This window comes from Atribacterota bacterium, from assembly GCA_039638595.1.
GTDB classification, from domain to species: domain Bacteria; phylum Atribacterota; class Atribacteria; order Atribacterales; family Caldatribacteriaceae; genus Profundicultor; species Profundicultor thermophilus.
Genome location: JBDIWM010000010.1, coordinates 24,576 through 51,068, shown reverse-complemented (window position 1 = coordinate 51,068; position 26,493 = coordinate 24,576). Strand labels below are relative to the sequence as shown.

Here is a 26,493-nt window from a genome sequence, read left to right as displayed (position 1 = left end):
GGTGCTCCTTGTTCCTCTTCTTTTTACTTTCTGGATGAGCTTTCAACATATGCCTATCGGCAGACCCCCGACTTTCGTGGGGGTGAAGAACTTTGCTCGTATTTTTCAGGATCCTCTTTTTTATCACAGTCTCCAGCGCACTATCCTTTATGCTTTTCCGGCCGTGGGCATCAAGGCAATAATCGGTCTTGCTGTGGCGCTTTTCCTCAATCAGAAGTTCTGGGGAAGAGGGATTTTGCGTGGGATTGCCATTATTCCCTATGCTCTACCGCTTTTTGTGGTCTGTGTGCTTTTCTGGTTTGTGTACGATTACCGAGGAGTTGGGAATTTTCTCCTGCGCCTTCTACGATTACAGCCAATTCACTGGTTGAGTTATCGGTATGCTATGCCCTCTATTATTCTCGTTAATGTCTGGCATGGTTGGCCCTTTTTCTATCTGGGATTTCTGGCTGGACTGCAATCTATCCCTCTGGAGCTCTATGAATCGGCTGAGATTGATGGGGCATCAGCATTGGATCAATTTATCACTATCACATTACCTCTTTTGGCTCCAGTATTCTGGATTGTATGTGGGTTATCCCTCATGTGGACTATGGGAGACTTCGTCACTCCCAAAATGATGACCGGAGGTGGCCCAGCTGATGTGACGCTCACCATTCCCATTGCCATTTATAAAATTGCCTTTCTTCTGGGTTTAAATTATCCCCTGGCCTCTGCGTATGCGGTGGCCATTCTTCCCATTTTTGTCGTTCTCATCTATCTTACGGTACGGAGGCTGGAGTGAAAACGATGAGAAAGAGAGGAAAGAAATTTTGGCGTATTGTTGCAGCTCTTCTTTTAATTTTTTGGGTGTTTTTCCCCGTATATTGGGTATTGAAAACGTCATTTGCTCCGGAGGGCGAAGTCTGGGGTATTGGAATACCTCGTAATCCCACGCTTCAGAACTTTCGTGATATTTTTACCATGAGGCGAGGCAGTATGGTGGAAGTCACTGGTACCATGCTGAGTATTTCGCCAACCATTGTGACACCCCTGCGGAATACCCTTTTTGTGGCCGTTCTGGCCGTATTCCTCACCATGGTGGTGAGTAGCGTTGCCGCTTTTAACCTTTCCCGTTTTGGGTACCGGGGCAAGCGTATTGTGTCCTCTTATATTCTTTTTGCCTACGTTTTTCCTCCCTTTATTCTCATGGTGCCTATTACCGTCGTGATGCGACGCCTGGGGTTGTACGATTCTTTGTGGGGTTTGACGCTCGCTCACCTTGCCTACACCATTCCCTTTGCCACCTATATGTTGCGAGGGTACTTCATGGGTATTCCCCAGGAACTCGAAGAAGCCGCGCAGGTGGATGGATGCTCCCGATTTCAATCCTTTGTACGCGTCACTTTGCCTCTCGCAGCCCCGGGGTTGGTGACGGTGGCCATTTTCTCATTTGTCCTTTCGTGGGGAGATGTGATCTTTGCCACTGTACTTTTGAATACCCAGGACCAGTATACGCTTCCCATCCACATTGGTTTCTTTCTTTGGGGAGGAGAAATCGTTGACCCGGGAAGACTTGCAGCCACAGCGCTTGTAGCTGGTCTTATTCCTGCTTTTCTTTATATCGCCATCCAGCGTTTCGTTCAGATGGGCCTTGTGGCGGGAGCGGTGAAGGGATGAAAGTGCTCATCACCCCTAGCCTTTTTGGTCAGTATTCGAGGGCGATAACAATACTTGAAGAGGCGGGCCTTAAACCCGTTTTTCCACCGTACCAGCATCCCTTAACCGAAGAACAGCTCATGGAGATTATTCCTGAGTTTTCCGGATTCATCGTGGGTCTTGACCCGGTCACTGAGCGGGTTCTTGAGCGAGCTTTGCATCTTCGGGTGGTGGCCAAGCACGGGGTTGGAGTGGATAATATCGATGTGCCTGCAGCAACAAGAAGAGGAGTCATGGTAGCCAACGCTCCAGGGAGTAACGACCAGGCAGTAGCAGAGTTCACCTGGGGGTTAATTTTGGCTTTGGCTCGTTCATTTCCTGTAGCTTTTAATATGATTCAAAAACGACAGTGGGGACGTGTCATAGGGATAGAACTTTTCGGAAAAACCCTGGGGATTCTTGGAACTGGGCGTATCGGAAAGAAAGTCGCTCGTTTTGGAGTGTGCTTTGGTATGCGAGTTCTCGCTTATGATGAAATGCAGAACCTGGAATTTGCGCAACAGTTTGGTATCACGTATACATCACTTGAAGTGGTTCTTCAAGAGAGCGATTTTCTCACCATCCATTTGCCGCTGACGGACAAAACCCGGGGTCTCTTGGGAATACGGGAACTGGCCCTGATGAAAGAGAACGCCTGTCTTGTGAACACCGCTCGTGGTGGAATCGTCGATGAAGAGGCTCTTTTCACCACCCTTAAAGAAGGGAAGATTAAAGGAGCTGCACTCGATGTGTATGCTGTGGAACCCCCATGGGGGAATCCGCTTTGTTCTTTGCCTAATGTTATCTGCACGCCTCATACGGCGTCAGACAGCGTCGAAGCTCTGTGTCGGATGGATGAGATTTCAGCGGAAAATGTTATTCGGGTTTTGCAGGGAAAAAAACCACTCTTTTCCGTGAATGCAAACTCTATGGAAGGGGGATAAACAGTGTCGATTCTTGTGACTGGTGGATATGGACTGCTTGGTTCCTGGGTGGGGTTTTATCTGGGGAAGGAAGGGGAGAAGGTTATTCTTTTTGACCTTCGAAAACGGGATCTTGACTATGTAGAGGAGGTCAAAGAAAACCTTATCTTTTTTCGAGGGGATGTGTTGAATTTTCCTCATCTTGTACAGGTTGTCCGGGACCATCCCGATGTGGAAGGAATTATCCATACTCCGGCAGCCATGGCTACTCCAGAGTACTGGGGTAATCCTTACCAGGGAACGATTTTGAATCTGGTGGGTACTCTGAATGTTCTGGAATTAGCCCGCTTGTATCGCATTCCTAAGGTACTCTATGTGAGCTCTGGAGCGGTATACGGGGAAACCAGGGATAATCCTCGGGAAGATACCCACCCAGTTTTCCCTTCCGACCTTTACGGAGCCAGCAAAGGTGGAGCAGAATTTCTCACCCTCCAGTATGGGAAACACTACGGACTCGATGCTAGGGTTGTGCGTCCCTATTTCTTTTTTGGTCCCGGGCTTTTACCCTCAGAGTCGACTTTTCTCTTTCGTAACCTGCTTGGGCCATTAGAAGGTCTGGAGGGTCTTTCCTTAGACAAGGGAAGTGATCAGAAATTAGGTTTCACCTACGTGAAAGATACCGCTTGGGGGACAGTGCTTGCGTATAAAAAGGAACATCCCCGCTTCCAGGTTTTCAACATTGCCAGTGAAGAGGCTACCAGTTTTGTGATTCTGGCCGAGTTGGCCCGTAAATATAGTGACCATCCCACCGAAGTTCGTATCGGTCCTGGGAAACTTTTCCCTCGAGGGGAAACCCTCGATATTTCCCGTGCCAAAGAAGAGCTCGGTTTTTCGCCCCGTTATCGGATCGAGGAAGCCGTGGTTGAGTACGCCCAGTGGGTTCGGGGAGAGTTGAATCGCCGAAAAGAGAAAATGGAGAAAGCGTAGTTCGACGTAACCTTCGAAAGGGGAAGCACCATGGAAACTCGACCCTGTATCGCCATGATAGGAAGCAACATGATGGACCTTGTCACGTATTATGGTGAACGATTTCTCCGGTTCGGTGAAACCGTCTTGGGAAGAGAATTTGAAAATCGGATTCGGTGGTAAAGGTGCCAACCAGGCAATGGCCGTAGCCCGCCTGGGTGGGGAGGTGATTCTTCTTACCGCAGTAGGCGATGATTTGTTTGGCCCCCTGGTGCGGAAAAATTTTGCCCGGCAGGGTATCGATACCCGTTATGTGAAGGTGTTGCCAGGAAAAACAAGTGGTGTTGCTCCCATTTTTGTGAATCTCAAAGGTGAAAACAGCATTTTTATTATTCCTGGGGCCAATTTCTTTCTTGAACCAGAAGATGTGGAAAGAGCAAAGCAAGACCTTGCTCGAGCTTCGTTTTTCCTCTTGCAACTTGAAATCAAGTTGGAAACAGTGTATCGTGCCATTACCTTGGCACGGGAGCTCAACTGCCGGGTGATTCTCAACCCTGCTCCGGCTCAAAAACTTGATTTCAGGCTTCTGGAGAGTATTTTTTTATTCCTTCCCAATGAAACTGAGCTTCAGAATCTTCTTGATTTACCTTCAACCGGGTACAACGAGGTGAAGAAAGGCATCAGAATTCTGCTTCAGAGGGACATTGAAAATGTTCTTTGAACCTTGAAGGAACGGGGATCGGTCTTGGGAAATTAGCAGGGTTTGTGGTGGTTTTCTCCCTATGAGGTCACTCCAGTAAATACGATTGGTGCAGGCGACGCCTTTTTGGGATCTTTAGCCTTCTTTCTTGCTAAGGATTATCCCTTGGAAGAAGCGATTGACCGTGTTTCAGCTTATGCTGCTCTGTCCGCTACCCGGCGGGGAACACAAAAATCTTTTCCCTCTCAGGAAGAGTTCGTAGAGTGGTTAAAAGGGGTGCGTAAGAGGAGGAATTAATTTTTACCCCTTCACGGCGCCCAGGGTTAACCCCCGCACCAGGTATCTCTGGAGGATGGTGGCAATGACGATGATGGGAACGCCCGCTACGATTGATACTGCTGAAATTGCTGCCCATAAAATTTCGCGCCCCCTGATAAGTCCGGCAATATTGATGGTGATGGGAACCGCTTTAGAGCACCCCAGAATCAAGGCAAAGAGGAACTCATTCCACGAAAACATGAAACAGAAAAGAGCTGTAACCACCAGTCCCGGTGTAACCAGGGGCATGGCAATCTGGATAAACGCTCCCAATCTCCTACAGCCATCCAACAGTGCGGTTTTTTCAAGTTCGGGAGTGAGCTCTTCAAAGAAACTCTTCATCATCCATACAGCTCAAGGGAGATTCATTAAAAGGTGTGTGAAGATGAGAGCCTGGTCGGTGTTGAGCCACCGCAAAGAACGAAAAAATGAAAAGGGGTAAGATTGAGGCAATGGAGGCATCATCGAACCGAAAGAATCTAAAAAGCGAGGTTTTCACCTCCGATATGGAATCGGGCTAAAGAGTAAGCCCCGAGAGCCCCAGGGTAATAGAAAGAAAAGTAGTGAAAGCAGCAATAATAAAGTTGTCTCGAATTCCTCTGGTTCCCCCTAATCTCATCCCTTGAAGATAGTGTTCAAGGTTAAAGAACTGAGGGATAAAGACGGGGGATAGGTAAAGTATTCTCCTTTATCTTTGAAAGAAGTCATCACATTCCAGACAAAAGGGCTGAGGACTATACCGAGGATAACAAAGATTCCTATGAAGATGGCATAACGAAGATTGTCTTTCATCCGGTTTCCCTCCCTTTCCAGGATTTGAGGAAAATATTGGCGATGATGACGATAATGGCTAGCTGAAAATACGCCATGGACGAAGCGTAACCCATGCTGAAGTATTTAAACCCTGTAAGGTAGTTGTAAAAGGTAATGGTTTCAGAACTCTGTCCGGGTCCGCCCATGGTGAGGAGGGCAACAAGGTCAAAGATTTTGAAAGCATCCATAACTCGGATAAGTATGGCAATAGTCATGACCTGACGTAGAAGAGGCAAAACTACCCATAAGAAGGTATTCCAGCGGGTAGCTCCATCGACTCTGGCTGCTTCATAGAGTTCGTCGGGAATGGCCTGCAATCCGGCAAGGAGGGTGATCATTACAAAAGGGGTCCACTCCCAGATATCAGCGAGAATAATGGAGTAAATCGATACCTGGTTACTACCTAACCAGTTAATCGTGCTCAGGTTCAGGCGTTCCAAAAGGAAATTTAACGGACCGTACTAGTAGTGATAGATGATTTTCCAGATACACCCGACCACCACTGGAGAAATCATCATGGGAAGGAGAAAAAGCGTCACCACCAGGTTTCTTACCCGGAAAGTGTGGTTGAGGAGGAGTGCCAGGATAAGCCCCAGAAGAAATTGTGAACCAACCTCAAGAAGAAGCTCAAGTCCAGTATTATTGAGAGCACTCCACAAACGAGCATCAGTAAAAAGGCGAAAGTAATTCCTCACCACGATAAAAGTACGAGGTGTGCCGCTACCAATATCCCACTGGCACAGACTGAGATAAAAAGAATAAATCAAGGGAAAAACGGAAATCGCCAGAAGAATTGCAATCACCGGAAGCGCAAAGAAAAGGGCAGTGAAATGTATCCTTCTTTTCTTCATCCTGGTCCCCTCCGAAAAAAACCAGGTGGGAGTATCCACCTGGTTTCAGGATCCATCTTATTCCCAGAGACCGGCAGCCCTCCATCCTTTGACTATCTCTTGATACATTTTTTGCTGGTTTTCCTTCCCTAAGCGATTGAGGATTTCAGTCCAGGCCTTGGCTGCATCATCCAGGGCTTGCTTTGGTGTTTTTTCACCAGCAAGAGCCTGCTGATTTCCACACCTAAGGTTTCTTCATATTCCACTGTTCTAGGAAGGACCATCTCAGGGTATCCTTTTTCCATATTCTGCTGTACGCCAACCAGGTAAATCTTGGAATCTTCTACATTGGTAAACATCTCGTAGGCTTCGGGATGCGCAAAGTGTAAGTAGCGATAAGGATCAAGACCCGTCTCAGCAGTGGAGACATCATCAAGACTTGTTTCTACCGAGAGTACTGGATAACCTGATAAGCTTTCCAGGGGTCCTTGCTTTCTACAGCTACAGCCAGGACTCTTCCACAGGGCATGAGAGGTCGGAAATAAATGGTTCCGTCGTCCTTTTTCATTCCGGGAAAGTAGGAAACACTGATTTTACCCACAATTTTTGATTGGGCTGGGTCGGCCTCTTTCTTCTCCACACAGGGCCACTGTACCACCATGAAACAATCGCCTTGGAGGAAGATATCTTTCAGTTCTTCGTATCCATACGCCAACACATCCGGTAGGTAGTACTGGTGCATGGTCTTCATAATTTCCAGGGCTTTGACTCCAAATTCAGAATTGATGCCTGGCTCCATGGTGTCTTGGTTAAAATACACCCCTCCTAAGCTGGAGAAAATGTTTCCCCACCAGGCAAAGATCTGGTCTTTTTGTCCATAGTAGGCTGTTCCGTAGAAATCTCTTTCCAAAACTTGTCCTGCCAACTTATGGTCCTTCTTACGAGTGAAGAATTCGGCCACGTTGCGGAATTTATCCCAGGTTTCGGGGACTTTCAAATCATACCCATATTTGGCTTTAAATTTGGCTTTTTCTTCCTCGTTCTTCAGAAGGTCTTTACGATAATAGAGATTTAAGATATCTCCGTCATAGGGCAGAACATATATTTTTCCGCCATATTTGCAGTAGAAGTCCCGGTATCCGGGTGTGACATCGTTCATCTTGGGATTAAGCTTGGTGATAAATTCATCCAGCGGATAGAGCCATCCATTGGCAGCAAATTCAGCCAGGAATTTGGGGAATACAATCATAATGTCGTAAGCTCCGTTCTGTCCGATGAGTTCCATTTTTTTTCTCATACACTTCTCCAAAGGGAAGACCAATTACCTCGAATTCTACGTCAAATTTTTTCTTAAGACTCTATGCGTACCACTCGAATGGTTTCAAATTGTGGCCTGCGTCTCCGATCACAACCAGTTTCACAGCCTGAGCACCAGAAACCGCGCCAAGAAGGAAAAAAGACACCAGAAACAGTACAAACCAGCGTTTCATTGTGAACCCTCCCTATAAAATTTGTAATCTGATCATGTTTTGTAGCAAAAATTGTGAAAATGAAAAATTTTTATAACCCTGGCAGGAATTCCTGTGCACAAATTTGTTTGTTCAACTACAATAGTGGAGAAGGGAGGTTGACAGATGGGCAGTGTAAAAGACCTTATCGTTCTTGCCTCACCCCTGGAGGACACAGCAGGAAAGGGTAAATTCCTCTTTTCAGACCGCTATTCTGTCTTTGACTGGGGGGAAATGCCTGATCACATTCCCCACAAAGGGGAATCGCTGTGCCTCATCGGGGCGCACTTTTTCGAAAAACTCGAAAAAATGGGTATCAGAACCCATTATCTGGGTCTCGAAGAAGAGGGGAAAATAAAAAGGCTCTCCGAGCTGGAATCACCATCTTCGATCATGGTGGTGCAGTTGTTTCGGGTTGTTGTCCCTTCTCAAATTCAAGGTCACTACGACTATGGCCTTTACCAGGATGTCCAGGGCAATTTTCTTCTTCCCTTTGAATTCATTTATCGTCACACGCTTCCGGAGGAATCGAGTTTTCTTCGGCGCCTGCGGGAAGGGAAGATCACTCTTGCTGAATATGGTCTGAAAGAGATACCCGAGTCTGGAAAACCCCTCCCCTTTCCGATTCTCGATGTTTCCACCAAACTCGAGGAACAGGACCGATACCTCACCTGGAACGAAGTTATTCAATTTGGTATCATTTCCCTGGAAGAGGTCACACAAATTAAGAACCTGCTCCGTGTGGTGGGTAATTTTATCGCTCGAGAAGTTCAGCGCATCGGTTTAACCAATGAAGATGGTAAAATTGAATTCGCTATGGATGGTAATCGGAACCTTGTTCTCGTGGATGTCCTCGGTACCCCCGATGAATGTCGCTTTACCTACCAGGGCTTCGAGGTCAGCAAAGAAATAGCCCGCTCATTTTATCGCAAAACTCCCTGGTACGAAGAAATCCAGAAAGCCAAGACAGAACGTCCTACCGGCTGGAAGGGCCTGGTTAAAAGTGTACCTCTACCTTTACCTTCTCCACTCCTTGATCTCATTAGTTTCCTCTATCAGCGCATTGCTATGGACCTTACTAACCGAGAATGGTTTCCTGGGGTTCCTTCTCTGGAGGAAATTGTTGATAAAATGAAACGGCTGATTTAAAATGAATACAGGTGCGCCCGTAGCTCAAAGGATAGAGCAGCGGTCTCCTAAACCGCAGGTTGAGGGTTCGACTCCCGCCGGGCGCACCAGGGGTTAGGGAGGTTTTTGCATCAGGCTTTGAGCCAATTTCCATTTCTATTTCCCTTCTTATAAGACTGTAAGACTCAAACGGGTTAGTAGCCTTCTTGTTTCTGCAAGCTTTCCTTCATGCTTTCAAGGCTTACTTGCAGTTCTTCTGTGGTGCGAATTGCTTCGAAAGAGACGGCGACGAATTCTTCACCTTTCCGTAGTCCATCCTGAATTGTTTGCCAGAGCCGGTACGCTAAGCGGTATTTACCTTCTTTGGTTGCTTCAGCATTGACAATGAGTTCTACCCGCGAGAACGGAGTAGTCCTGTAGAACCATTTGAGGTAATCTGGGTACAGGGATAGAAATGCATTGAGAATTTCTTCTGACGCTTCTACTTTATCTTTGACAGAAGATACGGCTGGAGTCGAACGAGAGGTGGTTGAAGTGGGAGCTGGCATTATCATTCTTAATAGGGCTTCCTGGCGGAGGCGCACAAGATCCTCTGCCGCGTCTTGCCAGAGGGCTGTAGCGATGACATCTTTATTCTGGATTAAAATTTCCTGCTGAAAACGGAATTCCAGGGTATCCGTCCAGAATTGATCAATTTGGGAACGCAGGTATTGTTCTGTTTTTGTCCCGATAGTTTGTGCGTCGTAACCTTTTTGGTGAAGTAGTTCTCGATACATAGCATCTCGAATCATATAGTATCCGCTGTTCCATCTTGCGGTAGCCATTTCAAGGGAAGCTGTTGTCTACCTGTTTCCAGTCATAAGGCGCGATGAACGATAATTCTGGTAAGTGGACTCATCAAGGGCAGGAATGAAGACATAGTCCCGAATGGCTTCCAGGCTTGTTTTGTATGCCTTGGCTGCGTTTATAAAAGTTTTGAATGGGCCAGATAAGAGTGCCGAGCGCGATGCATCGGCAGAACGGCTCAAGAGTTCCACAATTGCTTCCCCATCCCGGGCGCTAACGAAAAGGTGGAGCATCTTTACTGTAAATGCTGTGCGTTTTAGGTTCACAAAAAGGGAGGGAACCTCCTCATAAAGGAGCTCCAAGATATCCTTAGATAGGCCAGTCAAGCGGGCGGTTTCATCGATAACTTCATCCTGAGAAATTTCCGTGGTTAGAGGAAACGCAGGAAAACCACAGAAGAAGCCTAACAGAAACACAAGGAAAAAAGCGAATTTTTTCAAATGGCATTCCTCCTTAAAAGTCATTTTAGTTCGGGAGGATGAAAAAGTTAAAAAAATCTTAGACCACCTTGCGGTGAAAAGAGGTCTTGTGCCGTTGTGTACAAACTACAGGAGAAAAATGAATCTCCTTGAGGAGCAATCATACCAAGTTTGAAAAATCTGGTGAGCCGTGAAGGAGTCGAACCTTCGACACCCGGATTAAAAGTCCGGTGCTCTACCAGCTGAGCTAACGGCCCACCTATTCAGCTTTGAAAATATAGCTTAAAAACACAGTGCTGTCAATATTTTTCCAAAGTGAATTCAACAATCTTACGGGGGACGCGAAAAGCTGGAGTAAAGAGGAGACCATGACCTGCTGGAAACCAGCGAAGCTGTTTGGGGGACGAGGCGACATCGTAAAGGTCAAAGTTGCATTTTTGCGGTACGATGTCGTCAGGGGTGGCGTTAAGGAAAAGAAACGGTTCAAAGGGGGCGAAATTACGCAGGGCTTCGTGCAGGGGGATTCGTTCTTTCAAGAGGTGATAACGGATTTCAACAATGGAATCGAGCATGCTTTCTTGGACCAGGGTTTCGAAGTTTCCTCCACCAACGATAAAGATAGCCTTTTGAAAGCGCTGGTATGTGCTACAAACGGTTACCCCCAAGATGGCACCGAGGCTTACTCCTACAAAAGAGAGCTTACTTCCATCGATTTCATCATACGTTTCAAGGAATTGGAGGGCGTAGAGCGAGTTTTCGAGAGTCCTCTTAAATGCCTGAAAGTCGTCTTCAAAGTCACAGGACAAGATGTCTTTTCCTTTTTGTTGTCGTTTACCGTGGTATTCCATATCGATGGCCAAAGCTGCAAAACCATTTCGGGCCAGTTCTTGGGCCAGAGGGAGGAGATTTTCTTTGCTACCCCGATAAGAGTGGAGGAAGAAAAAGGTAGGATAAGGAGGCGGAAACCTTCGAGGTTTTAAAAACAGGGCAGGAAGACGGGGTACGAGTTCCAGGCGAAAGATGGTGTAGTGATTGTGTTCTTTATATACGGTAGCGTTGAGGGAAAGGTGGATATCCCCATTTCTTGTTATGGTCACCTCGTATAGACTTTTGCTATAATTTTTCTGTAGCGACGATGACGATATTATACCAGATTTATTCCGAATGGCATTTTGATAAAATAAGTACTGGGAAAGGAGGTGAGAGAGGACTACAAAAGGTGTTCCTTCGAAAGAGATTTATCAAAAGATGAGAAGGAGGCGAACAGCATGAAAAGGGTTATTGGGTTAACGTTAATTTTTGTGTTTTTGGCAATGATTTCTCTTAGTGGAGTTGCTTGGGCGGCAAAGTATCGTTTTACTTTTATTTCGCATGCTGGAGAAGAAAATCCTTTCTGGGCGGCAGTATATCGAGGAGCACAGGATGCTGCCAAACTTCTCAACGTTGATTTTATGTTTGTGCGGCCCAAAGAAGAGGGGGATCTTCCCGCGCAACTTGCTCAGTTTGAAGCGGCACTGGCACAAAAACCGGATGGAATTATCGCTACCATCCCACATCCTGAAATGTTTGATGCAGTGATTAAAAAGGCTCTCGAGGCGGGTATTCCGGTAATCTGTTCGAACACTGATGACCCAGAAGGAGCTCAAGGAAACGCGAGGTTGTCCTACGTTGGACAAGATCTTGTTCAAGCGGGATACTTCTTAGCTAAGAAAGTAACTGAGGGTCTTCCGACGGGAGAAAAATATCACTTTTTGATCAGTGTTGGTGGACCGGGTTTAGTATGGGCAGAGCAACGGGCTAAAGGGATTACCCAGTATCTGGACGAAGTGGGGTACACATACGAGCGCTTGGATACGACCATGAAAATGGATGTGGCTCAGTCTCGAATCCAGGCATATCTCCAGGCCAACCCAAAAACCAAGGGAGTCATTGCTGTGGAGTACAACCATGCTTCGGCAGCAAAAGCGGCAAAGAATTTAGGATATAAGCCTGGAGAGCTCGCGATAGGAGGATTTGATCTTGTACCAGAAGTTCTGGCAGAAATTAAGAGTGGGTATATCAAATTGACGATTGACCAGCAACCATATCTTCAGGGATTTTTACCTGTTGTCCAGCTGTATCTCATGAAGGAATATGGCCTGAGTGCCTGGGATGTAAACACGGGTAACGCTGTGGTTGATGCATCCAATGTGGATCTCGTTTTGGAACTTTCGCAAAAACGAGTTCGTTAAAAGGCCAGTAGAGGGAGGAATCATTCCTCCCTCTTTCTTTTTAAAGGAGTGTTGAGATGAGGAAATCTTCCTTGGTTTTGAGCTTGAAGAAAGCGTTGCTTCTTCGGGAAACCAGTAGTCTCATTATGTTGTTTGTGGTAATTATCGTCTTTTTTTCCATTGCGCCGCTTTTTTTGAGTAAAGAAAATGTCGGTGTGGTGCTTGAAATCATCCCAGAGCTCGGTATTGTTGCACTGGGTGTGACCATGCTCATGATTACGGGGGAATTTGACCTTTCGGTAGGGTCTATTTTTGCCTTTTGCCCCATTATGATGGCGCTTTTTATGGACTGGGGTATGAACCCAGTTCTAGCGGTCCTTTGTGCCCTGATCATTGGTGCCAGCCTTGGGGCGTTGAATGGTTTTGTTACCTTAACCTTTGGTATTCCTTCTTTCATCACCACGCTTGGAGCTATGCTTATCTGGCGAGGGGGAGTATTGCTTCTCACTGGTGGCTGGCCTCCACCTTTTCCGGTGGGGATGTTTACCGGGGTACTGGTAGGAAAAATGGGAATTCTCCGAGTCTCACTTTTCTGGTTTGGGATTATTACCCTTATTCTCTGGTTTATCCTGGAACGGACTGATTTCGGAAACTGGATGTTTGCCAGTGGAGGAAACCAGACTGCTGCAAGAGCCATGGGCATCGATGTGAAACGGGTAAAACTGGTTAACTTTATGCTTTGTTCGCTTTTGGCTGGTTTCGCAGGCATTATTCAATCATTCCGTCTGGAGACCACCCTCCCTTCCATGGGAAGCGGTCTGGAAATGGAGGCTATTGCCGCCACCGTGATTGGTGGAACGGCATTGAGTGGGGGAGTGGGAACTCTAATTGGAACAGTTGTGGGATCGTTTCTCATTCGGATGATTGATAATGGCTTAATCATGGCCAGGGCTCCGAGTTACTGGTTTCGAGTTTTCATTGGGATCGCCACGATTCTGGCGGTGATTCTCAATATTTTTGTTCGAGAACGAGCGAAGAAACTGAGGTGCTAAGATGGAAGGTAGCGAATATTTGGTAGAAATGGTGAACATCCATAAATGGTTTGCAGGAGTTTGTGCTCTAAAGGGTGTAAACTTTGGGGTGCGATATGGTGAAATTGTGGGTTTGGTGGGAGACAACGGAGCCGGCAAGTCAACCTTAATCAAAATTCTTTCTGGCTTTTACCCCCCGGACATGGGGAAAATTATTTTTGAAGGAGAAGAACGGCATTTTACCTCCCCTCGAGAAGCCCGAGCACTTGGTATCGAAACCATTTATCAGGAAGCAGCAATGGTTCCTAAAATGAGTATTATGAGAAATATCTTTATGGGACGAGAACTCTCTCGGGTGAAGGTCGCTTCTTTGGGATATCTCGACATTGTTAAGATGGAGGTAGAATCCATGAGAGCACTCGAGGGTGTGGGCTTGCGATTGCGTTCACCGCATGCCTTGGTGGACGAACTTTCTGGTGGCCAAAGGCAAGGAGTCGCGATTGCTCGGGCAATGTATTTTAAATCAAAATTGGTCATTCTGGATGAACCGACCAATAACCTCTCGGTGAAGGAGTCGGAAAAGGTTCTAGAATTTATCCGGGAGTTGAAAAAACAGGGGATTTCGAGTATCTTTATCTCACATAATCTCTACCATGTGTATCCGGTAGCTGACCGAATTGTGGTACTGAGCCATGGCGAAAAAATTGGTGATTACCTTAAGGAGGAAACCTCGGTCGAGGAAATTACCAAGTTGATGATTTGACCTTAAAAAGAAAGGGATTAGATAGATGGTTGATACGCAGTTTCCCTCGTATAGTCTTGAAAATTCTGGTATTTTTTATCCTGGTAGGGTCTTTTACAACCTCTCTATCTCGGAATTATTGGAACACGCCATTCGAAAAGGAGAGGGTATTTTTTCCTCTACCGGGGCTCTGAATGTCTTGACCGGAAAATACACCGGTCGTTCACCCCAGGATCGGTATATTGTCGATGATTCCGAGGTGCATGACCGCATTGACTGGGGTAAGGTGAATATACCAGTATCTGAAGAAATATTTGAACGATTATATGCGAACCTCTGTGCTTATCTTCAGGGAAGGGATGTGTACGTTTATGATGGGTTTGTTGGAGTTGACCCCAGATACCGGGTGCCGGTTCGTTTTATTAACGAATACGCCTACCAGAATGTGTTTGTACAGAATATGTTTTTACGGGCTACGAGGGAAGAGTTGAGTACTTTCCAGCCAGGATTTACTGTCATCTGTGCCCCTTCGTATAAGGCTAATCCAGCCAAAGACAGAATTCGTTCTGAAGCATTTGTAGTCATCAATTTTAGCCGGAAGATGGTCATCATTGGGGGAACGTCCTACGGAGGAGAGATAAAGAAAGCTATTTTTACGGTTATGAATTTTTTGCTCCCTTTTCAAGGGGTTTTCCCCATGCACTGTTCGGCAAACGTGGGCGAAAAAGGGGATGTGGCAATTTTCTTTGGACTTTCCGGAACCGGCAAGACATCACTTTCTGCAGATTTAACTCGTCGTCTGATTGGTGACGACGAACATGGATGGTCGGAACATGGGATTTTCAACTTTGAGGGGGGATGTTATGCCAAGTGCATCAATCTCTCCCGGGAAAAAGAACCCCAGATCTGGGATTCCATCCGTTATGGGGCCATCATGGAAAACGTGGTCGTGGATCCGGAAACTCGCCGTCCTGATTACAGTGATGCCCGGTATACGGAAAATACCCGGGTGAGTTACCCCGTAGAATTCATCCCCAATGCGCTGATTCCGGGGATGGCTGGACATCCTCAGGTGGTCATTTTCCTGACCGCGGATGCCTTTGGAGTGATGCCACCGGTTGCCAAGCTCGATAAGGAGCAGGCGGTATCCTATTTTCTTCTGGGATATACCAGCAAATTGGCTGGAACTGAACGGGGTATCATTGAGCCACAGACGACGTTCTCGGTGTGTTTTGGAGCACCGTTTGTGCCACTTCGGCCACAGGTCTATGCCCAAATGCTTGGGAAACGTATTGAAAAATATTCACCTCGGGTGTATCTGGTCAATACTGGCTGGATTGGAGGGCCGTACGGCATTGGAAAACGAATTGATATCGACCATACCAGAACCATTGTGCGTTCTATTATCGATGGGAGCATCGAGCATGTACCGTTTGAAAGGGAACCAATTTTCCACCTTTTAATTCCCGGAGAATTACCTGGAATTCCTGCTTCTATCCTGAATCCCGCCTTAAGCTGGAAGAACCATGCTGAGTATCATGAGAAGGCTCTGGAATTAGCACATCAGTTCGAGCACCAGTGGGAGGTGCTGACCAAGAAATAGCGGGAAGTTTCCCGCTATTTCTTGGTACTTCGGACCCACTTTTTTCCCTGTTCTTTGAGACGCTGTGGTGACTTAAAAGGAGAAGTGAAAATTTTGCCTGCTACAACCCGAGCACCCTTTTTTTCAAGAAGAGTGCGGAGTGTCCGGAGAGCTCTTCTGCCAGCCATGCCGAATTCAGTGACAAAAAGTGTCACCTTTTTCCCTTTCCAGGATGAGGCCTGGTTTATGAAACTCACTACGGGCGGGCTGACGTTGAAAGCCCATACCGGTCCACCCAGAAAAATTTCTTGAAACGGGGTTAAATCTTTGACTGGGCATGAAATTTCTGGAAGGTCCTGGTCAGTCCATTTTATCCCTAAGGGACGGATTGCCTTTCCTTTCGAGGTCAGCGTAATTTCAGAGATGGTCGCCTGCAATGCTTCGGCGATACCTTCGGCTACTGCCCTGGTTTTGCCAGTTTGCGAAAAAAAGCAGATGAGTGTACTCATTTTCTTTCCCTCCTTGGAATCAATTAAGACTGGTAAATCGCTTCATCACTTAAGAGTTCGAAACCATTTCTTTCCAGCACGCTCTGGGCACGGGGCTGATTTTCCACCTGAATGACGAGAACCGCCTTTTCGCCGCTTTTGACCACAAACCCATACGCATCTTCGATATTGACCCCGTTTTCGGTGAGAATCTGAGCGATTTGGTGGAGGCTTCCGGGTTTGTCTTCTATTACTACAGCGATTACTTCCTGAAGATAGGTGGGAATTCCTTGAGCTCGCAATGCGTCGTACGCTTTCTGAGGTTTGTCGACCAGGATTTTGATGACGCCAAACCCATTGGCGCTGGAAATGGTTATGGCCCGAATGTTGATCTCTTCCTGGGCCAGTACTCGGGTGATTTTCTCGAGTCGACCCGGTTTATTTTCGGCAAAAACCGAGACCTGATGTCCCATTCTCTCCTCCTTTTACATTTTCCGCTGGTCAAAGACTCTCTGAGCTTTGCCTTCCTGGGTGGGAAGGGAACCAGGTTCAACCAAAATCACCTCTGGGGTTACCAGAATTTCAGAACGGAGTTCAGTCTGAATCCGTTCCCGGAGCCGTTCTAACTTTTGCAAATCACCAAAGAATAGTTCTGATTTAATTTCCACTTCAATGTGCATGACATCCCGGTAATCCTCCCGTTCCAGGATAATACGGTAATTGTTGCCTACTTCGGGAATGTTCATGAGGACTTTCTCAATCTGGATGGGGAAGATGTTTACACCCCGGAAGATGAACATATCGTCACTTCGTCCCTGAATACGGGTAATTCTTCGGTGTAACCGTCCACACGGACACGGTTCATCAATCAGTGCAGTGAGGTCCCTGGTGCGATACCGCAAAATGGGTGTGGCATCGCGATAGATGGTGGTGAGAACCAACTCTCCAACTTCTCCTTCCCGGCAGGGCTCTCCGGTTTCCGGATTGACTACTTCCATGATGTAGTAATCTTCCCACAGATGCATGCCGTTTTGATACGGACATTCGAAAGCTACTCCCGGACCATTCATTTCTGAGAGACCATACGAGTTATAAGCCTTTGCTCCATACAATTCTTCGATTCGATGGCGAGTTTCTTCGCTATGGGGCTCGGCACCGATGAGCATAATACGGAGGTTAAGGTCCTTTTTGGGGTCAAGCCCTTCGCTTTTGATGAGCTGTGCTAAAAGGAGAGCATAGCTTGGGAGAATGTGCACAGCAGTAGTTTTGAAAAACTGTAGAAACCAGATCTGCCGTTTACTGTTACCAGCCCCGATGGGAATAGTCATTGCTCCCAGTTTTTCTGCTCCGTAATGCATTCCCAGACCCCCGGTGAAAAGACCATAGCTCATCATGTTTTGAAAGATGTCTGTTTTTCGCATCCCTACCATATAGAGGCATCGAGCTACTTGGTTCGCCCAGCGTTCGAGGTCTTGGGTGGTGTGGTAGATCACCGTAGGTGTACCGGTCGTTCCTGAGGAAGAATGCAGGCGAACTACCTCTTCTAAGGGAACCGCCAGAAAGTCAAAAGGGAATCCCTGGCGCAAGTCTTCCTTGGTGGTAAAGGGGATACGCTGCAAATCTTTCGCGGTTCTAATTTTTTCAGGGTCTATTTTGAGCTGGGCAAAACGCTTGCGGTAAAAAGGTGTTTGCGTTGCTCGCGAGACAGTCTGCCGAAGGCGCTCTTCCTGGAGTTTTTGTAGTTCCTCCCGGGACATGGTTTCAATAGCCTTTTCCCAGTACAATTTTTCTTCCCCCTTCGATGGAATATTTTTTTTATTTTCTCATATTCTGATGCCATTGTGCAACGAAAAACGATTGCTTAAAAAGGGCGAATAAGTATCCTGGGAGTGCATTACATGAAGCACTTTTTGGTGAACGACTGTGATACAATACCATGGGAAGGAGTGACAGAGAAAAGAAGTGGAGCAAGAATCCCGGTATTCCTGGACGATTCTCATGTTTCTCGGGGTTGCCCTCGGAGTGCGTTTCATTCTGGGGGCTTCCGTGTACGGATATCCTACCGATATGGGCTGTTTTTCAGGATGGTCGGAACATCTGGCTCGGTTCGGTTTTTCTGGTTTCTATTCTGGTGGGATTTTTGCCGATTATCCCCCGGGGTACATGTACCCTCTTTTCCTCATTGGGGTACTGCGAAACGCGTTACGTATTCCCCTTAATTCCGGAGTATACCCTATCTTAGTGAAACTTCCGGCACTCCTTGCCGATATTGTACTGGCTTATTTCCTCTACAAAGCGGGGGGAAACCGTGTTGGTCGTCGAGATAGTTTTTACGTGGCGCTGGCGTTTGTCTTTAATCCTGCAGTGGTCCTTAATTCTGCACTGTGGGGCCAAATTGATTCTTTCTTCATGGTTCCACTTGTAGCGGGCGTTTTTCTTCTCGCCGAAGGAAAAATCGAGTGGTCTACCTTAGGGTGGGTACTCGCTTTTCTCGTGAAGCCTCAGGCCTTATTCTTTGCGCCACTTTGGATTTTTGCCCTGCTCGAACAGAAAGACTTGTGGGTCTTTTTACGCAGCGCTTTGACTGGTTTTTTGTCGTTTGTTCTTCTTTCTCTTCCTTTTTCTGGTCCGATGACGGTCTTTCGAATCTATCAAGGAACCGTCGGTTCCTACCCATATGCTACTCTTAATGCCTTTAACTTTATGGCACTTTTAGGTGGGAACTGGATGCCCGATAAAACAAAATTCCTTTTCCTCTCGTATCGATACTGGGGATACTTGGGAATACTTGTTACCACTCTTTTGTCAGCTTTTTTCTTTTTCCGGATAAAAAAAAGAGAAAAAGTATTTGGTGTGGCGTCATTTCTGGCTGTTTCGGTTTTCTTTCTTGCGCCGCGCATGCACGAAAGATATCTCTTTCCGGTGCTCTTCTTTCTGCTTCTCTGGTACCTTTTTGAGCCCGAAAGGAAACTTCTGTTGCTCTATGTTGGTCTCAGCGCAACCTTTTTCATCAATGTGGGTCTTGTGCTCCTGCTGGCATTACTTTATGAGTTGTATCACGTTGCCCGGTTTAATGGTTGGTTACTCTCCATTTCAACGATAAATGGTATATTGTGGGGGTTCCTTTTCTGGTATCTCCTGAGAAAAGTGAAAAGCGAGGGAACTACGGGATGAAAAAGTGGTTACCGGTTTTATTGCTTACTTTTTTTTCTTTCGGGATTTCTCTCTACAATCTCGGTTCACGAAAGGTGCCAGAAACGTTCTGGGAACCACAAAGAAAGGGAGAAACAATCACCGTGGATCTTGGGGAAGTGGTCACAGTCGGGCGGATTGCCTTCTTTGGTGGTATCGTTCGCCAGGGTACCTATCGGGCGGAATATTCCGAAGATGGCAGTACTTGGAGTGATGGTCCTATCATAAAACCGGAGTGGGTTTTCCGCTGGGAACACTGTGATGGTACCTGGCGTGGTCGGTACTTTAAGATTATTGTGGATATACCAAGGGGCATGCTTGGCGAAATTGGTTTTTTCGAAGTCGGGCAAAGGAATCCCCTTTCAGTCCATGCTGTTTTGCCGGTATCAGCATTTCCGGAGGTGTCAGAGGGATTTGAAAATCTTTTTGATGAACAAGATATGGTACAGTACTTCCATTCTTATCTCACTGGAACGTATTTTGACGAAATTTACCATGCCCGAACAGCATATGAGCATCTCCACCGGCTGGAACCATACGAGTGGACTCATCCACCTTTGGGAAAGCTCGTCATTGCTCTGGGAATAGCCCTTTTTGGAATGAACCCCCTTGGTTTCCGGATTATGGGCGTTATCTTTGGGACACTCCTTATTCCGCTTTTTTATCTTCTGGCGCGACGTCTCTTGCAAGGAGAAAAACATGCCCTCTTTGCTACCTTCCTTTTTACCTTTGAGTTTATGCGCTTTGTTCAGGCTCGAATTGCTACCATCGATACGTATGTGGTCTTCTTCATTCTGGGCGCGTACTATTTCCTCCTGCGGTATCTCCAAAGAAGGGACAGAATTGATTACCAGGCTCTTCTTTTTTCGGGAATCTTTTTCGGCTGTGGTGCGGCCACCAAATGGACGGTACTCTATGCTGGGTTGGGGATGATGGTGCTTTTTTTCCTTGATTTCTTCAGGCGTTTTCGAGAGAAAGCCTGGTTTAAAGAGGTGGTGTGGCGCAAGCTCCTGCCTTTTTGCCTGTTATCCTTCGTGCTTATTCCGGTTTCCATTTATGCTCTTTCCTATATTCCGTATACCCTCGTTCCCGGTCACAGTATCGCAGACATCTGGCGATACCAGAAGCAGATGTACCATTATCACAAAGACCTTAAGGCCACTCACCCTTTTGCTAGTCCCTGGTGGCAGTGGCCGATCATCGTTCGGCCCATATGGCTTTATCAGGGAGAAGGGCTTTCCAAGGGTATGATTTCCAGCATTGTTTCCATGGGGAATCCAGCCATCTGGTGGCTGGGAGTATTGGTACTCCTCGCTCTTCTCTTTTTTACGGAACTCAGACAGGGCTCTCTTTTACCTTTTATTCTTCTTGGTTTCTTTTCCCAGTATATGCCTTGGGTTTTTGTGCCTCGCATTACCTTTATTTACCATTATTATGGGTGTGTGCCGTTTCTCATTCTTCTGATTGGTGTTTTCTTCCAAAGACTGGAAGAACGTTCTTCAGCATATGCTTGCTTGATTTGGGTGTACAGCCTAATTGTGGTGGTGTTGTTTATCATGTTCTATCCGATTCTTTCTGGAGCAGTGGTGAGCCAAAACTATGTTGGGCAATTTGTGCAATGGCTCCCAAGTTGGGTATTCTACGTAGGGGGGTAAAACGATGGAATCTATCGCGGTGTCAATTGTTATCCCGGTTTTTGATGAGGAGGACGTTCTTTCTGAGACCTATCGTCGGCTCACGACCGTTATGGAAAAAATAGGGCAATCCTATGAGCTCATCTTTGTCAACGATGGGAGTCAGGATGGAAGTCGCGTGATTCTTGAGGAACTCGCTCGAAAGGATCAGCGAGTCCGGGTAATCCATTTTTCTCGAAACTTTGGTCATCAGGCAGCGATTACCGCTGGCATGGATTACGCTAGAGGGAGGGCGGTGATCGTCATCGATGCTGACCTTCAGGACCCCCCGGAGGTAATTCCAGAGATGCTGACCAAATGGCGAGAAGGGTATGAAGTTGTCTATGGAAAACGCATCAAAAGAGAAGGGGAAACCTTTTTCAAACGCTTCACAGCCCTGCTTTTCTACCGCCTCTTGCAGAAAATGACAAACGTTGACATTCCACTTGACACTGGGGACTTTCGACTTTTGGATCGGAAAGTGGTGGAAGTCATGCGCCTTCTGCGGGAGAAAAATCGTTTTGTAAGAGGCCTTGTAAGCTGGATTGGGTTCCGCCAGGTTGCTCTCCCCTATGTGCGAGAAAAGCGCTTCGCCGGTGAAACTAAATACCCTTTGCGGAAAATGTTGAAGCTGGCCTGGGATGGTATGACCTCCTTTTCGGATAAACCATTGAAAATTGCTTCTTATGTTGGGTTTTTGCTTTCCTTGGTGAGTTTTGTTTATCTTCTGGTGATCATCATCAGTAAACTCTTGGGGAAAAGCACTGTCCCTGGCTGGGCCTCGCTGGCCGTCATTAACCTTTTTTTCAGCGGAATTATCCTCGTTATCCTGGGGGTAATGGGAGAGTATATCGGACGTATTTACGATGAGGCAAAGGGTCGCCCTCTCTACATTGTGGAGAAAATAACCGGTGAGTCCTCTACAAAAGATGAACGTTCGTAACGATTTCATCCAGTTTGTCAAATTTGGTTTGGTAGGAATAGCCAATACGCTCATCGATTTTGGAATTTTTGTCCTCCTTCACGGATACCTGCAAGTATTTTATGCTCTTGCTCAGGTGGTTTCTTACTCCTGTGGCATGGTCAATAGTTACCTTATCAATAAGTTCTGGACCTTTCAAAATCGAAAAGGAATTCAATTGAACGAGGTGGTCAAATTTGGAGTGGTTAACCTTCTTTCTTTGGGGGTTTCCCTTACGCTCCTTTACTTTGTCCGTGGGCGGGTAAACTGGGGGGTGGTGGAAAGCAAAATTCTTGCCACTTCAGGGTCGCTTTTTGTGAACTTTGTGGGAAGTAAGTTCTGGGTGTTTGCCGAAAACAAGAGGTGATGTTTCTTTGTTTTTTCGCTTTTTTCGTCTTTGGGTGTTCTGAGGCCACATTGTTCATTTGCCTGTTCCAGTATTAAAAATACAAAGTTCGGGCGTCGAGGTAGTTATCGAAAAGATTTGATGGATTCGTCTTTCTGGACCAAATGGTCAACACGGTAACAACGATTCCTTGCTTATTGTTATGTGAACCTTTTTCTGGAGTACTTTGTGCTTGTTTTCTTTCTTCGCTGCGGAGTATACTAAATTGAGGAAAAATCTGGGTAAAGGAGGGAAAACATGGAAAAATTAGCGATTCTGGGAGGGGCACCACTGAATAAAAACCCGTTTCCCGTATGGCCAGCCTTTTCAGAAAAAACCAAAAAAGAAGCGCTGAGGCCTTTGGAAACGGGTCTGGTGAATTATTGGACTGGGACAAAGGGTATGGAGTTTGAGAGGAAGTGGGCTGAATACTGTGGATGTCAATTTGGAATTTCCACCACCAATGGAACCTCGGCTTTACACACTGCACTGGCTGCCTGTGAGATTGGCCCGGGCGATGAGGTCATCGTGACATCCTATTCTTTTATTGCTTCGGCTTTTTGTGTACTCCAGGCTGGGGCTATTCCCGTCTTTGCTGATGTACGGCGAGAAACGCACACCCTTGACCCGGAGGACGTGGAGAAGAAAATCACACCTCGAACGAAGGCCATCCTTCCGGTACACCTCTATGGGATCCCTTGCGATATGGATGCTCTCATGGATATCGCCCAAAAACACGGTCTTTATGTCATTGAAGATTGTGCTCAGGCCCATGGAAGTGAGTACCGAGGAAAAAAAGTGGGAAGTATTGGCCATGCCGGATGTTTTAGTTTCTGCCAGTCCAAACACTTCACGACCGGGGGAGAGGGTGGGTGTGTCACCACCGATAGCGAAGAAATTGCTTGGAGAGCCCGTTCTTTTCGAGATCACGGATATGATGTGAAAGAAAGATTACGACTTCTTGAGCTGGAAAAAAAGCTCTTCTATATCCACGAGCGGGTGGGATTCAACTACCGGATGACGGAAATCCAGTCGATTATTGGACTGTGTGAGCTGGAACGGTTCGATTCCTGGAACCGGTCCCGAAGGGTGGCTATTGGAGAAAAACTCTTGGAAGCATTCTCAGGGCATGAGGCAGTTCTCTGTCTCCCACCACATAAACAAGAAGGAAAGTTTATCTCCTTTTGGCTTTTTCCCATTGTCCTTGACATAAACAAAATTTCCTGTAGCATCAAGGAATTTTGGCAAGCAGTCGAGGCTGAGGGTGTACCGGTGGTGCCAGTTCTCTGGCCGCAGATGTACCGCGAAAAAGCGTTTCTCGAACATAATGGTTTTGGACGAACCAAATTTCCTTTCCGGTCGATCGAGTACACCAATCCGCACTCGGTAGCCTACGACAGGGTATTCTGTTCCAATGCTGCGTTTTTGGAGGAACGAACCTTTTGTTTCCCCTGTCACCCTGTTTATGAAGACGAACATGTTGAACTCATGGTGCGGGCTTTTGAAAAAGTGTATGCGTACTATAAAAAGTAAAAGTAATAAAAGTCCGTTTCGTCGTGATTGGAGCTGGGGGTATTGCTCGTTGACGAACCATAAGAGAGGTTCAAAAGTATGCGCAATATAGAGAAATCGTGGCCCTTATGGATGTGGATCAGAGGGTCCTTGAAGAAACGGTACAAGTTTATCTTGCCTTTTATAGGAGGATATTGAAGCCGTGTATGTGGCATCGCTGGTGTACGCTCACTATGAACAAGTGGTGGCTGTGCTCCGGGAGGGCAAGGACGTTCTCTGCGAAAAACCACTGGCTTTGAATCGTGCCCGGAGAGAAGAAATGGCAAAATTTGCTGAAAAAATGGGGCTTCTGCTCAGCGTAGGTTATATGATGCGTTATAATGTATACCATCGTGAGATCAAAAGAGTGGTTGCAGAAGGAATCCTGGGACAGCTTGTAGTCGGAAGGGCTCAGTTAACTTGCCGTTACCCACCTATTCCTTCTACCTGGAGACAGGTCAAGGCGCTCGGTGGAGGAGTGCTTATGGATATGGTAGGAGACTGTGTTGGCCTTCTGGAGTGGTTTTTGGGAAAGGCGAAAGCGGTTTTTGGATTCCTTGACGCTATCGTCCACGCCCATGAGGTTGGGGATATTACCGCAGTCCTTCTCAAATTTGGGAAGGGAGCACAAGGGATAATTGACAACTACTTCAACATTCCAGAACGAGCAGTCCGAGATGTCCTTGAAATTTATGAAACGCGAGGTGCAATTTTAGTTGAAAATACAATTGGCCAGGATGGTGGAGGAAACCTCTTTTTGTGTGAGGAGGACTCCACAGAGTATGATGCAGCTCAAAAGCGTGAAGAATTAGGATATCGGAAGATTCAATTGAACTTTCAGTCTCGTTGTCCCGTTATCCTCGAGAGGTTGATGCGTTCAGTCGCTGGATCCGAGGAGGAACGGTACCGGAAATCAGTGCAGAAATTGGAGTCCGAAACTCGACAGTTATTGGGATCATATACCGATCTGGTCAAGAAAGAAGGATGATATCACTTGCCTAAGCTACGCCGAACCAAAATCATCTGCACCATTGGTCCATCTTCGGAGGGAAGAACGGTTATTCGAGAAATGATCCGTGCTGGGATGGATGTGGCTCGGCTCAACTTTTCCCATGGAGAACCATCCTGGCACCGTGAGGTGGCAGTTATGGTCCGGGAAGAATCTCGTTCTTGTTCCAAAGCTGTAGCCCTTCTTCAGGATCTTCAGGGAGTGAAAATTCGGATTGGGGAGGTTGAAAATGGGGCCGTAGAGCTTTGTGCAGGGATGAAGGTCGAGGTCCTTCCGGGTAATGGTATAACCACGGCTTCCCAGGTTTATGTGCGTTACGAAAAGCTCCTTGAAGATTTACAGGATGGAGACGATATTCTCCTTGATGACGGCAGTCTCCGGTTAAAAGTTGTTGAAAAATCATCAACAAAGCTTATGGCTCAGGTTCTCGAAGGGGGATGGTTACGTTCCCGTAAGGGGGTAAGTTTTCCTGGGGTCCGAACTTCAGTCCGAACCTTTACCGAAAAGGACAAAATTGACCTCCGTACGGGGACTGAAATTGGAGTTGATTATGTAGCTGTTTCTTTTATCAAAGATGCCGAAGATATTGTGCGCATCAAAGAGTGGATGAAAAGGGAAAATCTTCCGCCTGTGCCGCTGATAGCCAAAATAGAAAAATACGAGGCGATCTGTTCGATTCAAGAGATCTGTGAAGTTGCTGAGGGTATTATGGTGGCTCGAGGAGATCTCGGAGTCGAGACTCCCCTGGAAATGGTTCCGGTATATCAGAAGAAGCTCATGGATACAGCCAATAAAAAAGGAAAAATCGTCATTGTGGCAACCCAGATGCTCGAGTCGATGCGAGAATCACCCCGCCCCACCCGAGCTGAAGTAACAGATGTGGCCAATGCGGTTTTAGATGGAGCCGATGCTTTAATGCTCTCGGCAGAGACTGCTACTGGTCGATATCCTGTAGAGGCTACCCAATTCATGCACATGCTTATTGCCAATGCTGAGGAACATTTTCTGTTCCGCATACCGGTGGTGTATGAACCAAGGGGTATTTTCCCTGAAGCCATTGTCGCTGGTGCTGTCCGTGCGGCCTGTGATATCCAGGCCCGGGCTATGGTGGTTTTCACCCAGTCAGGTTTTACGGCTTTTCTTCTCTCTCAACTTCGTCCGGCTATCCCGATTGTGGCCTTTACCCCCAACCCAAGGACCCTTCAACAACTGGCTCTGATCTGGGGTATCTTTCCTCGGATGCTTCCTCAGGAGACGAATGCCGATGATTTTTATCGTTTAAGGAGGGCAGAGGAAATGCTTCTTCAAGAGGATTTTGTCCGCGCTGGGGATCCGGTCGTTTTTGTGACCAGTTCCCCTTTTCTCGGGAGTGGGAACCTTATTCGCTTGCACCGTATTGGGGATCCATTTAAATAGGAATAATTTTAAGCCATATAAACGTGTTTCCTCTGTTATTTTTTAATTGGAGATGAATATAAGCGATTAAAATCCTCTCTACGGAAGACAACATTTTATTGACAAAGCCGCCTTCTTATGTTAAG

General features: G+C 46.7%; 28 protein-coding genes, 2 tRNA genes and 1 pseudogene. 18 read left to right on the top strand and 13 right to left on the bottom strand.

What is annotated here, in order from left to right:
• From ABDK92_04110 to ABDK92_04090, 5 genes and pseudogenes are all read left to right on the top strand, one after another.
• Positions 1 to 784 (top strand): sugar ABC transporter permease (locus ABDK92_04110; protein ID MEN3185806.1); only part of this gene is annotated, 784 nt, incomplete at its 5' end.
• A 5-nt stretch (positions 785 to 789) separates the two neighbouring features.
• On the top strand, positions 790 to 1,659 hold the full coding sequence (locus tag ABDK92_04105) for a carbohydrate ABC transporter permease (protein ID MEN3185805.1): 870 nt from the start codon (positions 790 to 792) through the stop codon (positions 1,657 to 1,659).
• On the top strand, positions 1,656 to 2,621 hold the full coding sequence (locus ABDK92_04100; protein MEN3185804.1) for a phosphoglycerate dehydrogenase: 966 nt from the start codon (positions 1,656 to 1,658) through the stop codon (positions 2,619 to 2,621). The genes ABDK92_04105 and ABDK92_04100 overlap by 4 nt, the downstream gene beginning before the upstream one ends.
• 3 nt (positions 2,622 to 2,624) lie before the next feature.
• Positions 2,625 to 3,587: an NAD(P)-dependent oxidoreductase gene (locus tag ABDK92_04095; protein MEN3185803.1), complete on the top strand. Its 963-nt coding sequence runs from the start codon at positions 2,625 to 2,627 to the stop codon at positions 3,585 to 3,587.
• Between the two features lie 91 nt (positions 3,588 to 3,678).
• Positions 3,679 to 4,563, top strand: a pseudogene (locus ABDK92_04090) (ribokinase).
• A 3-nt stretch (positions 4,564 to 4,566) separates the two neighbouring features.
• On the opposite strand, the gene ABDK92_04085 reads toward ABDK92_04090, so the two are convergent.
• From ABDK92_04085 to ABDK92_04060, 6 genes are all read right to left on the bottom strand, one after another.
• The gene (locus ABDK92_04085) at positions 4,567 to 4,929 is read right to left on the bottom strand and encodes an ABC transporter permease subunit (protein MEN3185802.1); all 363 of its coding nucleotides are present in this window, start codon (positions 4,927 to 4,929) and stop codon (positions 4,567 to 4,569) included.
• Positions 4,930 to 5,199: 270 nt separating this feature from the next.
• On the bottom strand, positions 5,200 to 5,376 hold the full coding sequence (locus ABDK92_04080) for a hypothetical protein (GenBank protein MEN3185801.1): 177 nt from the start codon (positions 5,374 to 5,376) through the stop codon (positions 5,200 to 5,202).
• Positions 5,373 to 5,837 (bottom strand): sugar ABC transporter permease, encoded by a 465-nt coding sequence (locus ABDK92_04075; protein MEN3185800.1) that lies wholly within the window; start codon positions 5,835 to 5,837, stop codon positions 5,373 to 5,375. The genes ABDK92_04080 and ABDK92_04075 overlap by 4 nt, the downstream gene beginning before the upstream one ends.
• Before the next feature lie 21 nt (positions 5,838 to 5,858).
• Positions 5,859 to 6,248, bottom strand: coding sequence for a hypothetical protein (locus ABDK92_04070; GenBank protein ID MEN3185799.1), 390 nt, complete (start codon positions 6,246 to 6,248; stop codon positions 5,859 to 5,861).
• 424 nt (positions 6,249 to 6,672) lie between these two features.
• Entirely contained in the window at positions 6,673 to 7,524 is an 852-nt protein-coding gene (locus tag ABDK92_04065; protein MEN3185798.1) for an extracellular solute-binding protein, read from the bottom strand.
• A gap of 61 nt (positions 7,525 to 7,585) precedes the next feature.
• Complete coding sequence (locus tag ABDK92_04060; GenBank protein ID MEN3185797.1) at positions 7,586 to 7,717, bottom strand: hypothetical protein; 132 nt, start codon at positions 7,715 to 7,717, stop codon at positions 7,586 to 7,588.
• Between the two features lie 144 nt (positions 7,718 to 7,861).
• Here ABDK92_04060 and purC point away from each other — a divergent pair, with 144 nt between their 5' ends.
• Together purC and ABDK92_04050 are read left to right on the top strand one after the other, a co-directional pair.
• Entirely contained in the window at positions 7,862 to 8,884 is a 1,023-nt protein-coding gene (gene purC / locus ABDK92_04055) for a phosphoribosylaminoimidazolesuccinocarboxamide synthase (GenBank protein MEN3185796.1), read from the top strand.
• 13 nt (positions 8,885 to 8,897) lie between these two features.
• Positions 8,898 to 8,973, top strand: a tRNA-Arg gene (locus tag ABDK92_04050).
• Between the two features lie 84 nt (positions 8,974 to 9,057).
• Here the strand turns inward: ABDK92_04050 and ABDK92_04045 are convergent.
• From ABDK92_04045 to ABDK92_04030, 4 genes are all read right to left on the bottom strand, one after another.
• Positions 9,058 to 9,654, bottom strand: coding sequence for a hypothetical protein (locus ABDK92_04045; protein ID MEN3185795.1), 597 nt, complete (start codon positions 9,652 to 9,654; stop codon positions 9,058 to 9,060).
• 51 nt (positions 9,655 to 9,705) lie between these two features.
• The gene (locus ABDK92_04040) at positions 9,706 to 10,149 is read right to left on the bottom strand and encodes a hypothetical protein (protein MEN3185794.1); all 444 of its coding nucleotides are present in this window, start codon (positions 10,147 to 10,149) and stop codon (positions 9,706 to 9,708) included.
• Positions 10,150 to 10,309: 160 nt separating this feature from the next.
• Positions 10,310 to 10,385, bottom strand: a tRNA-Lys gene (locus ABDK92_04035).
• Between the two features lie 42 nt (positions 10,386 to 10,427).
• Positions 10,428 to 11,225, bottom strand: a complete 798-nt coding sequence (locus ABDK92_04030) for a dienelactone hydrolase family protein (protein ID MEN3185793.1) — start codon at positions 11,223 to 11,225, stop codon at positions 10,428 to 10,430.
• A 171-nt stretch (positions 11,226 to 11,396) separates the two neighbouring features.
• On the opposite strand from ABDK92_04030, the gene ABDK92_04025 reads away from it, so the two are divergent.
• From ABDK92_04025 to pckA, 4 genes are read left to right on the top strand one after another with little or no spacing between them, the layout of a single operon-like run.
• On the top strand, positions 11,397 to 12,359 hold the full coding sequence (locus ABDK92_04025; GenBank protein ID MEN3185792.1) for a sugar ABC transporter substrate-binding protein: 963 nt from the start codon (positions 11,397 to 11,399) through the stop codon (positions 12,357 to 12,359).
• 56 nt (positions 12,360 to 12,415) lie between these two features.
• A complete protein-coding gene (locus ABDK92_04020; protein ID MEN3185791.1) occupies positions 12,416 to 13,390 on the top strand; it encodes an ABC transporter permease in 975 nt (324 codons plus the stop codon).
• A gap of 1 nt (position 13,391) precedes the next feature.
• On the top strand, positions 13,392 to 14,132 hold the full coding sequence (locus tag ABDK92_04015; GenBank protein ID MEN3185790.1) for an ATP-binding cassette domain-containing protein: 741 nt from the start codon (positions 13,392 to 13,394) through the stop codon (positions 14,130 to 14,132).
• Positions 14,133 to 14,157: 25 nt separating this feature from the next.
• Positions 14,158 to 15,714, top strand: a complete 1,557-nt coding sequence (gene pckA / locus ABDK92_04010; protein MEN3185789.1) for a phosphoenolpyruvate carboxykinase (ATP) — start codon at positions 14,158 to 14,160, stop codon at positions 15,712 to 15,714.
• Between the two features lie 14 nt (positions 15,715 to 15,728).
• On the opposite strand, the gene ABDK92_04005 is transcribed toward pckA, so the two are convergent.
• Genes ABDK92_04005 through ABDK92_03995 form a run of 3 tightly spaced genes read right to left on the bottom strand, consistent with a single transcriptional unit; the run spans position 15,729 to position 17,938 of the window.
• Positions 15,729 to 16,202 carry a hypothetical protein gene (locus tag ABDK92_04005; GenBank protein ID MEN3185788.1) on the bottom strand — a complete coding sequence of 158 codons (474 nt, stop codon included), beginning with the start codon at positions 16,200 to 16,202 and terminating at the stop codon, positions 15,729 to 15,731.
• A 23-nt stretch (positions 16,203 to 16,225) separates the two neighbouring features.
• A complete protein-coding gene (locus ABDK92_04000) occupies positions 16,226 to 16,654 on the bottom strand; it encodes an ACT domain-containing protein (protein MEN3185787.1) in 429 nt (142 codons plus the stop codon).
• A gap of 12 nt (positions 16,655 to 16,666) precedes the next feature.
• A complete protein-coding gene (locus ABDK92_03995) occupies positions 16,667 to 17,938 on the bottom strand; it encodes a phenylacetate--CoA ligase (GenBank protein ID MEN3185786.1) in 1,272 nt (423 codons plus the stop codon).
• 205 nt (positions 17,939 to 18,143) lie between these two features.
• Here ABDK92_03995 and ABDK92_03990 point away from each other — a divergent pair, with 205 nt between their 5' ends.
• From ABDK92_03990 to pyk, 7 genes are all read left to right on the top strand, one after another.
• Positions 18,144 to 19,355, top strand: a complete 1,212-nt coding sequence (locus ABDK92_03990; GenBank protein ID MEN3185785.1) for a hypothetical protein — start codon at positions 18,144 to 18,146, stop codon at positions 19,353 to 19,355.
• Positions 19,352 to 21,028, top strand: coding sequence for a glycosyltransferase family 39 protein (locus ABDK92_03985; GenBank protein MEN3185784.1), 1,677 nt, complete (start codon positions 19,352 to 19,354; stop codon positions 21,026 to 21,028). The genes ABDK92_03990 and ABDK92_03985 overlap by 4 nt, the downstream gene beginning before the upstream one ends.
• Positions 21,029 to 21,032: 4 nt before the next feature.
• Positions 21,033 to 21,989 carry a glycosyltransferase family 2 protein gene (locus ABDK92_03980; protein MEN3185783.1) on the top strand — a complete coding sequence of 319 codons (957 nt, stop codon included), beginning with the start codon at positions 21,033 to 21,035 and terminating at the stop codon, positions 21,987 to 21,989.
• Positions 21,958 to 22,374 carry a GtrA family protein gene (locus ABDK92_03975; protein ID MEN3185782.1) on the top strand — a complete coding sequence of 139 codons (417 nt, stop codon included), beginning with the start codon at positions 21,958 to 21,960 and terminating at the stop codon, positions 22,372 to 22,374. The genes ABDK92_03980 and ABDK92_03975 overlap by 32 nt, the downstream gene beginning before the upstream one ends.
• A 276-nt stretch (positions 22,375 to 22,650) precedes the next feature.
• The gene (locus ABDK92_03970; GenBank protein MEN3185781.1) at positions 22,651 to 23,925 is read left to right on the top strand and encodes a DegT/DnrJ/EryC1/StrS family aminotransferase; all 1,275 of its coding nucleotides are present in this window, start codon (positions 22,651 to 22,653) and stop codon (positions 23,923 to 23,925) included.
• Positions 23,926 to 24,106: 181 nt separating this feature from the next.
• Complete coding sequence (locus tag ABDK92_03965; GenBank protein ID MEN3185780.1) at positions 24,107 to 24,931, top strand: Gfo/Idh/MocA family oxidoreductase; 825 nt, start codon at positions 24,107 to 24,109, stop codon at positions 24,929 to 24,931.
• 6 nt (positions 24,932 to 24,937) lie between these two features.
• Positions 24,938 to 26,368, top strand: coding sequence for a pyruvate kinase (pyk, locus tag ABDK92_03960; protein MEN3185779.1), 1,431 nt, complete (start codon positions 24,938 to 24,940; stop codon positions 26,366 to 26,368).
• The last annotated feature ends 125 nt before the right edge of the window (positions 26,369 to 26,493 follow it).